This window comes from uncultured Parasphingorhabdus sp. (assembly GCF_963975555.1).
Lineage (GTDB): Bacteria > Pseudomonadota > Alphaproteobacteria > Sphingomonadales > Sphingomonadaceae > Parasphingorhabdus.
In genome coordinates, this window is sequence record NZ_CAXBHH010000003.1 from 220,752 (window position 1) to 233,207 (window position 12,456).

Consider the following 12,456-nt stretch of genomic DNA (forward strand, 5'->3'; position numbering starts at 1 on the left):
TCCCGCTAGGCGCAGCCGATGGCTCTGGCAAATTATACATCCTTCATGGACGCGGCGCTAGCCCTTGCGAAGGCAGCATTGACGGTCGGCGAAGTGCCGGTCGGTGCAGTTGTCATCCAGAACGGAAAAATTATCGGGCGCGGCCATAATCGCACCCGGATCGATCATGATCCGACCGCCCATGCCGAAATCGTTGCGATTCGCGAAGCAACAGGGTTTCTTGACAATGACCGGCTCGACGATTGCGATCTGTGGGTCACGCTGGAGCCCTGTACCATGTGCGCCGGCGCGATTGCCCACGCCCGCATCCGCCGCCTCTATTATGGCGCCGGTGATGCCAAGGGCGGAGCGGTGGATAGTGGCGTGCGGTTCTTCGACGCCCCGACATGCCATCACAAGCCGGAGGTTTATGCCGGCATGGGTGAAGACATATCCGCGAAGCTGCTGACGGACTTTTTCCGGGGTCGCCGGGACTAGCGCCTAATGGACAAAGCGCGCGACGACGTCGCGGTAGCTGCGTGATACTTTCACCTGCGCCCCCGACCCGAGGACGAGGAAACATTCACCATTTGTATGTGGCTTGACCTCGCGCACCTGACTCAGGTTGACGATCGTCGAGCGATGCACCCGCTGGAAATAGCGGGGATCGAGGCGCTTTTCGAGATCCTTCATCGTTTCACGCAGGATCAAACTATTATCAGCCGTATAGATGCACATATAATCGCCGGCCGCATCAATCCGTTCGATCGTGTCGACATCGACCCGGAAAATCTGGCCGCGGTCTTTCACATTGATCAGTTTTTCATAACGGTCGGCCGAGGCAGGCTCTTCCGAATCGTCCATATTGGCCATGGCATCTGGCGCGACTTCGCTGAGCACGTTTTTCAGCTTTTCCAGTTCCGCGCCGCCGCGTTTTTCCAACAGACGCTTGCGCACCCGGTCAATGGCGTCGGCTAGCCGGTCTTCCTCTACCGGTTTCACCAGATAGTCGATCGCCTCGGCCTCGAAAGCACGGACGGCATGTTCGGAATAAGCGGTCACGAAAATGAACAGGGGCGGTTCGATCTCCATGATTCCCTGAACCACCGAAAATCCGTCGAATCCGGGCATCTGGATATCAAGAAACACCAGATCGGGCTTCAAAGTCTTGATCTTGCGAATCGCTTCCCGGCCATTGCGGCAGGTGTCGACTATCTCGATATCGTCAAATTTCTCGAGCCGGATCTGCAAACCCTGGATCGCAAGTTTTTCGTCATCGACTAATATCGTCTTGATCGTCATGTTTTTAAATCCCTATGCTGAAATGATGCCATCGCCGGAGTTTTTGCCGGCTCCCCCTGTTGGTCATCACTGGATGCATGCTCCCCAAAAATAGTCTCGTTTCGCACTTGTTCGTCTGTCGCCGAATCATCCGCAGCTTCCCGCTCGATCTGTTCCCTTGTTTCAAATGGCAAGGCGATGAATACCGAAAAACCCTCGCCCGGAGACGATCGCGTTTCGAATATAGCGGCTTCTCCATAAGCCTGGTTTAATCGCTCCTGAATATTGCCGAGGCCGACGCCGGTCGAATCGGACTTGCCGTTCATCGCGCCAATTTTTCCGGGCCCGGTATCCGACACGACAATTCGCAGCTTGTCGCCGTCGAGATGGGCCGAAACCGAGATGTCGGCTCCTTCTTCCTGCGGCGTGACAGCATATTTAATTGCATTTTCGACCAGTGGCTGCAGCAACAGAGATGGCAACAGCGCATCGCGCACCGCCGGATCGATATCGAAATGGGAGCGCAGTCGCTCTTCGAAACGCATTTTTTCAATATCGAGATAGAGATGCAGGGTTTCGACCTCCTGAGCCAGAGTCACCCGGCTGTGGACTTCGTTGACCAATGTATGGCGCAGGAACGAGGACAGGCGTGACAGCATGGCATTGGCCGGCTCCGTCTGCCGGAGCAGCACCAGCGTGGATATGCTGTTCAGCGTGTTGAATAGAAAATGAGGATTGAGCTGATAGCGCAGCATCGCAAGCTGCGCGCGGGTGGCCTGCGCCTCGAGCTGCAATAGCTGGTCGTTTTGCTCTTCCACCCGCAGGAAGAAATTAATCGCGTAATAAAGTGCCGACCAGGCACCGAGCAGCATGATGCCAAGGAATAGTGATCCCAGAAATAAGGTGACAAAGGCGGTTTCGGAGGTCGGATTCTGGATGAGGAAAACCCATGCGTCAATGAAAGCGTATAGCGCAGAGGCAACCGTCAATATCGCCGCAGTGCTGCTCCAAGTCACAATCGGACGACGGTGAATCAGATTCTTGTATACAACCGACAACAGCAGGGAGATCGAATAGCCGGTGATGGTCGAAATAATGACCGGCACCAAGAAACTCAGCGGCAGTCCGTTCGAGATCCCCCCGATCGCCCGCAATATCAGCGCACCGGCCCAACCCGCAGATTGCAGGTTCCAGAATGCTCGGTTCTTGTTGCCAAAAAACGGCTGGGGACGAATTTCCATAACGGCCATCGCGCTATCTATAGCGAGGCATTGCCGGTTGGGGAAGAATCGCCTATCATTTACGCAAATAAGGTTTCAACCGGCTGGGCTTCTCAAAGAAAACCGTGACATTTTCATTGTTGGCCACGAACAAATGGTTGGAAACCGGAGAAACGACAAAGGAGAGCATGATGGGCGGTCCCAACGAAATACGGGCTAAATTTCCCTCGATGGAAGAAGGCACTCAGGAAGACTGGCAAATTATTGGCGGTCATTTCGGTTCTTTCGCCAGCAAGGTAGCAGACCGGGTGCTTGATCATTTGAGACTTCTCGACGGCGATTTTGGCGGATTTCCAATCGACCGGATGCAGCACAGCCTGCAAACCGCGACGCGCGCGCATCGCGATGGCCGGGACGAGGAATATGTCGTGATGGCTTTGCTTCACGACGTCGGCGATACGCTTGGCACCTATAATCATCCCGATATCGCAGCGGCGATCCTGAAGCCCTTTGTCAGCGAGAAAAACCGTTGGATCGCGGAGCATCATGGCATTTTTCAGGGATATTATTTCTTTCACTATCTTGGTCAGGACCGCGACATGCGCGAGCAGTTTCGCGGCCACGAGCATTTTGAAGATTGCGAAGAATTTTGCGCCAAATATGACCAGACGGCCTTTGATGCAGCTTACGATACTGCGCCGCTGGAGTTTTTCGAACCGATGGTTCGTCGGGTCATGGCACGTCCGATCAACAGTATTTACGCGACCGAATAGCATTCATCGGAATTGGCCCTCAGGCCGCGGAAGATTCGCCGATTTCCTTCAGATGGCGAACCACCATATCCTCGCGACAGACACCGTCTGAATCGGGCTTCAATTCCGCTTCGTCAATCCAGCACAGATCTTCCATTTCCAGTATCCGGTCATCATGCCCCCGCATGGTGATCCGGGCGATGGGTTGGCGGTCCCGCGAATCGCATAATACCGGATTGGATGGGACACCGGTTTCCCATCGCTCCCCCCATTGCCGCATCGCTATCATCGTCGGCAGCAAATCCTGCCCCTTGTCGGTCAGTCGATATTCGACTTTCCGTTTGTCATGATCACAAGGGCGACGGGTCATGATCCCCGCCTCGACCATACGGGTGAGCCGGTTGGCCAGAATATTCCGGGCGATACCGATTTCGGACAGAAAATCCTCAAAATGCCCGACGCCGTTGAGCGCAGCGCGCAATATCATGAAACACCACCGTTCGCCGATTACTTCCAGCGATATAGGTAGGCTGCACTCTCCGCCCGTCATGCTCGATAGATCTTCTCTGATTTTATCCATGTACCCATTCCTAAACCAGTTTTTGGGCGAGTGCGAAAAAAATATAAGTTTTCAGTTGCAACTTAAAACCTATTAATCTAAGTAGTGATTCGCAACCTAAATTGCAACAACGATTTTCTCCCCGCCTGCCATCACAAATACGGCTGGCAAACAGAACGATAAGAAAGGAAATATCATGCTTCTCTCCCAAAGCCCACTTCGCGCATCAATGATCTTCTGCATTGCTGCGATGGCATCTCTTACCTTGTTTACCGCTACAACGGCCGAAGCCCGCGGTAAAGCAATCGCCTATACTGCGGAACTGCAAGCTCCCGTCGAGGCTGCCCAGGAAATTATCAAGGGTACCGTCATCCGTTGCGCCGGCACCGAATGTATTGGCGCGCAAAGCAGTTCCTCGCCCCGGACGATCTGCGCCAAGGTGGCCGATGAATTCGGCCCGGTTGCCAGTTTCGCCTATAAAGGCGAGGCCTTTGACAGCGAAGCTCTCGCCAAGTGCAACAATTGATTTGAGCATCCCGTCTGACCGGCCTCTCGCTCCCAACAGCAGCCAGTTTACTGGCCCCCCCCGGTCAGCCATAGCGCCGAAGCCAACCTTATGTTCCGTTCCCGGATATAAGAGCGGGCTTCGGCGCTCTTTTTTGTTGCCCCAGCCCCGAAAGCGCTACATCCTGACCTTATGCTAAGGCAATATGAACTGGTGGAAAGGGTGAAATCCTATGATCCCGAAGCAGATGAGGATCTGCTCAACCGCGCCTATGTTTTTTCGGTGCAGCGACATGGCAGCCAGAAACGCGCGAGCGGTGATCCTTATTTCAGCCATCCCATAGAGGTCGCCGGTCTGATGACCGATCTCAAGCTGGACCAGCAGACGATTGTCACCGCCCTGCTCCACGACACCGTCGAAGACACGCTGACCACGACGGAAGAAATCAGCAAATTATTCGGCGAAGAGATCGCCCGGCTGGTCGATGGCGTAACCAAATTATCCAAGATCGAAGCGCAGAGCGATAATGAACGGGCCGCCGAGAATCTGCGCAAATTCTTTCTCGCCATGTCCGACGATATCCGCGTCCTGCTGGTCAAGCTTGCCGACCGTTTGCACAATATGCGGACGCTGCATTTCATCAAGAGTGAGGAAAAGCGGCGCCGGATTGCCCATGAAACCATGGATATTTATGCGCCCCTGGCCGAACGAATCGGCATGTATGAATATATGCGCGAGATGCAATTGCTGGCGTTTCGGCACATGGAACCCGAAGCCTATGAAACCATCACCAAAAGATTGCAGGCGATCAAGGAAGGGGACGACGGGCAAGTCGAGAAAATCTCGGAATCGATCCAGAAGGCTCTCGCCAATGGTGGGCTGGCAGCGGAGGTCAGCGGACGCGAGAAACATCCCTATTCTATCTGGCGTAAAATGCAGGAACGGCACGTCAGCTTCGAGCAACTGACCGATATCATGGCGTTCCGCGTGGTGACCGACAATAGCGCCGAATGCTATCGAGCGCTCGGCATTCTGCACGAGAAATGGAAAATGGTTCCCGGCCGGTTCAAGGATTATATTTCCACGCCCAAGCGCAACGCCTACCAGTCGATCCACACGACTCTGATGCACGGCAATAATATGCGTGTGGAAATCCAGATTCGTTCGCAGCGCATGCACGAGGACAATGAATATGGCCTCGCCGCGCACTGGGCCTATAAACAGGGCAACCGGCCCGACGGCCAGGCTGGCTGGATACGCGATCTGATTGAAATTCTGGACCAGGCGGAAGACGCGGAAGAATTGCTCGAACACGCCAAACTGGCGATGTATCAGGACCGGATTTTCGCCTTCACCCCCAAAGGCACTTTGCTGCAATTGCCGCGAGGATCGACCACGGTCGATTTCGCCTATGCCGTGCATACCGATCTCGGCAACCAGACCGTCGGTGCCAAGGTCAACGGCCGGCACGTGCCATTGCGCACGCAATTGCAAAATGGCGATGTCGTGGAGATATTGAAATCGAAGGGACAGGATCCGCAACCCGGCTGGCTGTCCTTCGTCATTACCGGCAAGGCCCGGTCAGCAATCCGTCGCAACGTCCGGTTCAAGGAACGCGACGAGATCGTTGCAATCGGTACGGAACTATATGAGGAAATTATCGAAAGATTGCCCGGCAAGATCGGGCCGCGCGCCGTCAAGGCTGCGCTGAAACGGCTGGAAATGCAGGAACCGGACGATCTGATGATGGCTATCGGCACGCGCCAGCTCAGTGACCGCGAAGTGATGGAGGCGCTCGTTCCCGGCAGCGTCAACGACAATGATGACGAACGGCAATGGCCCGAACAGGACCGGGCAATTTCGATCAAGGGACTGACTCCCGGTGTTGCCTTCAATCTAGCCGAATGCTGTCACCCGGTACCCGGAGACCGGATCGTCGGACTGCGCCGCAGCGGCAAAAATGTCGAAGTGCATACGATTGACTGCCAGAGCCTGGCCGATGGCGTGGATGCGGACTGGGTGGATCTCAGTTGGGGTAACGAAAGCGACGGCGCAGCGGCGCGGCTATGCGTGGTGCTGCACAACAAGCCGGGCACGCTTTCGGAAATGGCCGGGATTTTCGGCTTTCACAATGCCAATATCCTGAACCTGCGCCTGTCGCACCGCGACGGCCCGTTCCATACGTTCGATGTTGATCTGGAAGTGCACAATGTCCATCATCTGATGCGGATATTGTCGGCTCTGCGCGCATCGGAAGCGGTCGCGCAAGCCGAACGCTCATAGTCCAACGACCATTAGATATCAGGGAGCCGGTGCCGCTCCGCTTGGGACGCCCTGCCCCTCCATCTGCTGCCGCAATTCTTCCATTTGCGCCGCCGAAATAAAGTCCAGCAGAGTAACATCGAATATCAGCAGACTGTTAGCGGGAAGTTCCGGTCCGGGGGATGCTTCGCCGTAAGCGAGTTCCGAAGGGATCCAGATGCGATATTCGCCACCCTTTTTCATCAACTGCAATGCTTCGGAGAAACCGGGAATAACGCCGCCGACCGGCATTGGCGTTTGTTCGTTCGCATCAAAAATAGAACCATCGCGCAGTCGGCCTTCATATTTGACCAATGCGGTATCGGTTGCGGTAGGCGAATCACCCTCACCCGCCTTGATCACTTTATACTGTAGGCCGGAAGCGGTGGTGACAACATCAGCCTGCTTGCCATTCTCGGTCAGGAATTCAGCGTTGCCGGGTGGTGGAAACAGCTTCTCCCATCCTGTCTGGATAAATTCTGTCGGGCTTGTTTTTTCCGGAATAGCCATCGCCAGCGCAACAACCAGAATGATACCGAGCAGCAGCCCGAGCAAAAATGGTTTGATCGAAGATGTTGCCGCAGGGTTTTTCTTGTTCGGGCCGATATCCGTCGCGAACTGCACTCCAAAACCACTATAGCAAGGTCACTATTGACCTGGAAGTCCGGGAGCGCCCTCTGCCTGCATCTGCCGCTGCAATTCCTGCATTTGCGCCGCTGAAATAAAGTCCAGCAGGGTGACGTCGAATATCAGCAGGCTGTTGGCAGGAAGCTCCGGTCCGGGGGATGCTTCGCCATAAGCGAGCTCCGACGGGATCCAGATGCGATATTCGCCGCCTTTTTGCATCAGCTGCAGCGCTTCGGAGAAACCGGGCACAACGCCGCCGACCGGCATCGGTGTTTGTTCGTTGGCATCAAAGATCGTGCCATCGCGCAGACGGCCTTCATATTTGACCAGTGCGGTGTCGGTCGCGGTGGGCGAAGCCCCCTCGCCCGGCCTGATCACCTTATATTGCAAGCCTGAAGCGGTTGTTTCTACCCCGTCCTCATCAGCATTGGCAGCCAGAAACTGTTCGTTGCTTGCGCCATTTACGACAACCTTCTGGGTTCCCGTATAAGCGAGAAGCAGAGCGGCAGCAACGACCAGGAACACGGCTAACCAGATTTTGGTCAGCGAGCCCTTTTTGATGGGATGAATCGGAACCGTGGTGACAGACATGGGCAGGCTACCTTGATTATTGTGGAGCCGAAGCGCTTAAATCAGACCGTCACGTTCCATACGCTTGCGGTCCATCTTGCGGGCGCGGCGCACGGCAGCAGCCTTTTCACGAGCACGTTTCTCGGATGGCTTTTCATAGTGGCGACGAAGCTTCATTTCGCGATAGACGCCTTCGCGCTGCAACTTCTTCTTGAGCGCCCGGAGGGCCTGATCAACATTATTGTCGCGAACCATGATTTGCATAAGACTGAGTAACTCCGTTCAAATTTCGTAGCGGTCCAGAAGCAATTTCTTCTGGCCTATATTAGTGTAAAAGCCATAAAAAAGGGTTTGCAGCAGAATCAATCTGCTTCAATCTCGCGCCGCCTATCAATTTCTCGGCACCGAGGCAAGCTTTTACGCGATTCAATGCGCGAATGACCGGAGCTTTGGATTCGTCTTTTCAAGGCTTTGCTATAGGTTGATGTATAGAGACTATAAAAACCGATTCGAGGAGAGAAAAATGGCCACCGCGATCAATATCCAGTCCAGTTGCAGCGAAGAAGAATGGAAAGCACGCCAGCGGCTTGCGGCCTGCTACCGGATTTTCGCCTATCTCGGCTGGGACGAAATGATCTTCAACCATATCACCCTTAAGGTGCCAGACGAAGACGACGCCTTTCTGATCAATCCCTATGGCCTGCATTTCAGCGAAGTCACCGCATCCACCCTGGTCAAGATCGATATCGACGGCAACACGCTCGACGGCTCGACCTATCCGGTCAACAAGGCCGGCTTCACCCAGCACAGCCTGTTCCACCGCGAACTGCCCGATGTTCACGCGATCATCCACACCCATACTACGGCGACCATGGCGGTATCCTCAGTCGAAGGCGGCCTGCAGCCGATCAATTTCTACGCGGCAGCGATCGTCCCGCGCCTCGCCTATCACAAGTTTGAAGGCATCACGGTGCATGAGGATGAAGGCCCGCGCTTTCTTGCCAGCCTTGGCCAGAAACGGATGATGATGCTGGAGAATCACGGACCGGTGGTGATGGGCCGGACATTGGAAGAGGCGTTTCTCAACCATTGGGTGCTGCAACGCGCCTGCGAAATCCAGATGCAGACCTTGTCGATGGGCAAGCCGCTGATGATCGGCGAAGAGGTGATCAAGAAACATCTTGAGAATCTGTCGCAAGCCTCGATTGATCCGATGAAACAGGGTGTGCCGGAATTTGACGCGATGGTACGTTTGGTCGATCGCGAAGACAGAAGCTGGCGGGAATAAAAGACCGGTTTCTTCATGCTCAACTTGTTTCAGCATCTCTTATTGAATAAGCCACCCGCAGGAGATCCTGAAACAGGTTCAGGATGACGAATAGAGCCCTATGACCAAATTTACCGTCAATGACCGACCGGTCTGGTACCGGATGGACCCGGAAACGCCGCTCCTCTGGGCATTGCGCGATGCGTCCAATCTCACCGGCACCAAATATGGCTGCGGCACCGGCGATTGTGGCGCCTGCATGGTCGAGGTCGACGGCGAAGCGATCCGCTCCTGTCTGGTCACCATCGGCGAGATGGAGGGGCGTTTCGTTACCACGATCGAAGCGCTCTCGCGTGATCGCAGCCATCCAGTGCAACAGGCCTGGGCGGCAGAAAATGTCCCGCAATGCGGCTTCTGCCAGTCCGGCATGATCATGGCAGCCGCGGTATTGCTGAAGAAAAATTCCAATCCGTCAAAAGCCGCGATTGATGAAGCAATCACCAATATCTGCCGTTGCGGTACCTATCCGCGCATCCGCGAAGCGATTCAGCGCGCCGGTCGCGTAGCGCGCGGGGAAGCAGTACTCAGCGCAGCGCCGCCTCCGGGGATCGATCCCGAAGATGCGGCCAAGGCGGTCCCGGCACTAACGCCCGGCAAATAATATGCGCGCGTTACGCCGGGTACCATCAAATCCGGTGAGACCCTTAAAAACCAAATTTCACGGTCAGCCGCGCGTTGAGCGGTTCACCGGTTGAAATATTGTCATTATTATGGACCGACGGATAATAAGTTTCGTCGAACAGATTTTCCACGTTGAGCTGGACCTGCACCTTCTCGCTTACCTCATAGTAAAGAGCAGCGTCGACTCGAGTGAAGGCGGGTATGCGGACGCTATTGTCGTTGGTCGCAAACTGGCTTGATTGATGGGTCACGCCGACACCGGCCGCAAATTGTGCGGTGAAATCATATTTTGTCCACAGCGATATCATATGCTCCGGCACCTGGAACAGACGCAAATCCTGCCCGCCTAGGCTACTTGCATTGCGCTGCTGGCCGTCCAGATAGCTATAGCCCGCGTTGATTTGCAATTGGTCGGTGAGTTTGCCGACCAGCTGAAATTCCACGCCTTCGGTCCGCGACCCGGACAAGGTGCTATTGCCCTGATTGTCGAGGAGAATCGACTGATCATCGCGGTCAAGGCGGAACAGCGCTGCGGTCAGGCTAAGCCCCGATGTCAGATCGTATTTTACACCGATTTCGTAATTCTCGAATGTTTCCGGCGCGAGATTGGCATTGCTCAGGGTGAGCGTCAGAAACTGGTCACCCGAACGTGGCAGAAAGCTTTTTGCATAGCTCGCATAGATCGAGATATTCTCCTGCGGCTTGTAGATCGCGCCGAATCGCGGTGAAAATTTCTCGTCCGTCCGACTCAGCAACAAGCTGCTTTGAATATCGTTCACATCAAGATCAAATCGATCAAAACGCACGCCGCCGATGATCTCGAAATGGTCCCCGATACTGATCTGGTTCTGCACGTAAAGCGACAGGAACTTGAGGTCGGACACGGTGCTGCGGCTGAAGGCCGGAAAGGTGAACGCCGGAACAGCAATCACATCGGCAAGCGGAACGACGACCAGATCATCATTGCTGGAAGCAAATAATATATCCCGCCGCGCATTGGCTGATTTTTGCTGGCCAATTTCATAACCGAGCAACAGACTGTGGCCGATGGAACCCGTCTCGCCAGTCCACAACAAATTACCCTGGGTGATAAAATTTTCACGGTCGGTGGTGTCGACATAGCCGTCGAGCGTGACCGAATCGGCGACCGGAGTCAGCCGGATGTCGTTGCTCACCGCATCCACCGGATAGATGTTGCGATAGAGCTTGTCATAATCCCCATATTGGGTTGTCGAACTGAAGCTCAGTTCATCACTGAAATCATGCTCCACCCGGAGTTTGACGATATGGGCTTGCAGCGTCGTGCGATTGGTTCCGGGCTGGCCGAACAATGTATCGCGATATCCGGCAAGCGGGCCACAAGGGTCGGCAAACGAGCAGGCATCCCCTGCGGCGCGCAGTTCCGCCGGATTGCCGCGGTCTACCGCGCGATCATCATCAACATATTCGTAGGAGAGCAAGATCCGGTTCTTATCATCCAGTTCGGCACCGAAAGTCGGGTTGATCGCGAAGCGCCGGCCATCGTAAAAATTGCGATGGTTGTTGAATTCTTCGTAAAGGCCATTGAGCCGGAAGGCAGCGGAATCGCCGACGGGCAGATTCAGGTCACCGGCAAGATAATATGCACCAAAGCTGTCGACACTGGCTGTCGCTTCGCCAAACTGCCGATCGGAGATCGGTGATTTCGTCACCCTGTTGATGATCCCACCACCGCCACCACGACCAAAGATCATCGCGTTGGGGCCTTTGTGGATTTCAACCCGCTCGATATTATAGAGCGGCCGGAAATATTGGACATCATCGCGAATACCATCGACGAAGAAGTCGGCAGTAGTATTCTGCCCCCTGATGGTGATCTGGTCGCGATTGCCTTCGCCCTGCCCGATCGATGCGCCGGGCGTGTAGCGAAGAATATCGCCAATATCCTGAAGCGCCTGATCATCAAGCTGTTCGCGGGTCATCACCGAAACGGTCTGCGGCGTATCAATCAGCGGCGTATCGGTTTTCAGGCCTGCGCTGCTGATCGCGACATAACCTTCTTTCTCACCGGTTACGATGATCTCCTTAGTGTCTGAGAAGCCTTCCTCCCATGCCTCTTGGCCTGATGCGTGCACCGGACTTGCCGCCATCGCGACGAGACTGGCAGACGAAAAAAAGCGCAACGAACGGCGTGTAACAATATTCACAGACAAACTCCCAATATGAGAACCATTCTCAATTGTTCGCCAGCTAATGAGAATAGTTATCACATGCAACAATGAATCTTTGATCTGATGAATTATTCTTTGAAACAATGGTCGAACTTGTGTTTATGAAGCGGCTTTGGCTCAACGGGAGAGAAACATGAAAGCCACGATCTGGCACAATCCGAAATGCGGCACATCGCGCAAGACATTGGCGATATTGGAAGAGACACCCGGCGTTGACCTGACCGTGGTCGAATATTTGAAAAACCCGCCGAGCCGTGCCAAGCTGAAACAGCTTTACAGCGATGCTGGCATGACCCCGCAGGAAGGCCTACGAGTCCGGGGTTCTCCAGCCGAAGAACTGGGACTGACGAAAGACGACGCCACGGCCGACCAGATTCTGGATGCCATGGCCATAGAGCCGATGCTGATCAACCGGCCTCTGGTCGAGACCGACAAAGGGGTGAGACTGTGTCGTCCGCAGGAAATCGTGCAAGAGATACTCTGACACGGCATTCTTTCGTCGGA

Annotated in this window: 14 protein-coding genes; 7 read left to right on the top strand and 7 right to left on the bottom strand. The window is 54.7% G+C overall.

All coding sequences use genetic code 11. From position 1 onward, the window contains the following. Window positions 1–18 precede the first annotated feature (18 nt). On the top strand, window positions 19–477 hold the full coding sequence (gene tadA, locus AAC060_RS09080) for a tRNA adenosine(34) deaminase TadA (RefSeq protein ID WP_339825234.1): 459 nt from the start codon (window positions 19–21) through the stop codon (window positions 475–477). Window positions 478–480: 3 nt separating this feature from the next. Here the strand turns inward: tadA and AAC060_RS09085 are convergent, their stop codons facing one another. Both AAC060_RS09085 and AAC060_RS09090 read right to left on the bottom strand, forming a co-directional pair. Further along, window positions 481–1,281, bottom strand: coding sequence for a LytTR family DNA-binding domain-containing protein (locus AAC060_RS09085; RefSeq protein WP_339689046.1), 801 nt, complete (start codon window positions 1,279–1,281; stop codon window positions 481–483). Next, entirely contained in the window at window positions 1,278–2,510 is a 1,233-nt protein-coding gene (locus AAC060_RS09090; RefSeq protein ID WP_339825237.1) for a histidine kinase, read from the bottom strand. The genes AAC060_RS09085 and AAC060_RS09090 overlap by 4 nt, the downstream gene beginning before the upstream one ends. Before the next feature lie 158 nt (window positions 2,511–2,668). Here AAC060_RS09090 and AAC060_RS09095 point away from each other — a divergent pair, with 158 nt between their 5' ends. Then, the gene (locus tag AAC060_RS09095; protein ID WP_339825557.1) at window positions 2,669–3,253 is read left to right on the top strand and encodes an HD domain-containing protein; all 585 of its coding nucleotides are present in this window, start codon (window positions 2,669–2,671) and stop codon (window positions 3,251–3,253) included. A 19-nt stretch (window positions 3,254–3,272) separates the two neighbouring features. On the opposite strand, the gene AAC060_RS09100 is transcribed toward AAC060_RS09095, so the two are convergent. Next, window positions 3,273–3,812, bottom strand: a complete 540-nt coding sequence (locus AAC060_RS09100) for a helix-turn-helix domain-containing protein (protein ID WP_339825239.1) — start codon at window positions 3,810–3,812, stop codon at window positions 3,273–3,275. A gap of 175 nt (window positions 3,813–3,987) precedes the next feature. Between AAC060_RS09100 and AAC060_RS09105 the strand changes: the two genes are divergently transcribed. Both AAC060_RS09105 and AAC060_RS09110 read left to right on the top strand, forming a co-directional pair. Beyond that, window positions 3,988–4,317: a hypothetical protein gene (locus tag AAC060_RS09105; protein ID WP_339825242.1), complete on the top strand. Its 330-nt coding sequence runs from the start codon at window positions 3,988–3,990 to the stop codon at window positions 4,315–4,317. Window positions 4,318–4,488: 171 nt separating this feature from the next. Then, entirely contained in the window at window positions 4,489–6,579 is a 2,091-nt protein-coding gene (locus AAC060_RS09110; RefSeq protein WP_339825244.1) for a bifunctional (p)ppGpp synthetase/guanosine-3',5'-bis(diphosphate) 3'-pyrophosphohydrolase, read from the top strand. Window positions 6,580–6,597: 18 nt separating this feature from the next. On the opposite strand, the gene AAC060_RS09115 is transcribed toward AAC060_RS09110, so the two are convergent. The 3 genes from AAC060_RS09115 to rpsU are packed head-to-tail and all read right to left on the bottom strand — an operon-like array spanning window position 6,598 to window position 8,058. Then, entirely contained in the window at window positions 6,598–7,221 is a 624-nt protein-coding gene (locus AAC060_RS09115) for an FKBP-type peptidyl-prolyl cis-trans isomerase (protein WP_339825247.1), read from the bottom strand. Between the two features lie 24 nt (window positions 7,222–7,245). Next, the gene (locus AAC060_RS09120; RefSeq protein ID WP_339825250.1) at window positions 7,246–7,815 is read right to left on the bottom strand and encodes an FKBP-type peptidyl-prolyl cis-trans isomerase; all 570 of its coding nucleotides are present in this window, start codon (window positions 7,813–7,815) and stop codon (window positions 7,246–7,248) included. A gap of 36 nt (window positions 7,816–7,851) precedes the next feature. Continuing rightward, window positions 7,852–8,058 (bottom strand): 30S ribosomal protein S21, encoded by a 207-nt coding sequence (gene rpsU, locus AAC060_RS09125; protein WP_067197663.1) that lies wholly within the window; start codon window positions 8,056–8,058, stop codon window positions 7,852–7,854. Window positions 8,059–8,317: 259 nt separating this feature from the next. Between rpsU and AAC060_RS09130 the strand changes: the two genes are divergently transcribed. Beyond that, window positions 8,318–9,082: a class II aldolase/adducin family protein gene (locus AAC060_RS09130; protein ID WP_339825252.1), complete on the top strand. Its 765-nt coding sequence runs from the start codon at window positions 8,318–8,320 to the stop codon at window positions 9,080–9,082. A 100-nt stretch (window positions 9,083–9,182) separates the two neighbouring features. Continuing rightward, window positions 9,183–9,722 carry a (2Fe-2S)-binding protein gene (locus AAC060_RS09135; protein WP_335652129.1) on the top strand — a complete coding sequence of 180 codons (540 nt, stop codon included), beginning with the start codon at window positions 9,183–9,185 and terminating at the stop codon, window positions 9,720–9,722. 43 nt (window positions 9,723–9,765) lie between these two features. Here AAC060_RS09135 and AAC060_RS09140 read toward each other — a convergent pair whose 3' ends face one another. Next, on the bottom strand, window positions 9,766–11,928 hold the full coding sequence (locus tag AAC060_RS09140) for a TonB-dependent siderophore receptor (RefSeq protein WP_339825255.1): 2,163 nt from the start codon (window positions 11,926–11,928) through the stop codon (window positions 9,766–9,768). A gap of 157 nt (window positions 11,929–12,085) precedes the next feature. Here AAC060_RS09140 and arsC point away from each other — a divergent pair, with 157 nt between their 5' ends. After that, window positions 12,086–12,436 (top strand): arsenate reductase (glutaredoxin), encoded by a 351-nt coding sequence (gene arsC, locus AAC060_RS09145; RefSeq protein ID WP_339825258.1) that lies wholly within the window; start codon window positions 12,086–12,088, stop codon window positions 12,434–12,436. The last annotated feature ends 20 nt before the right edge of the window (window positions 12,437–12,456 follow it).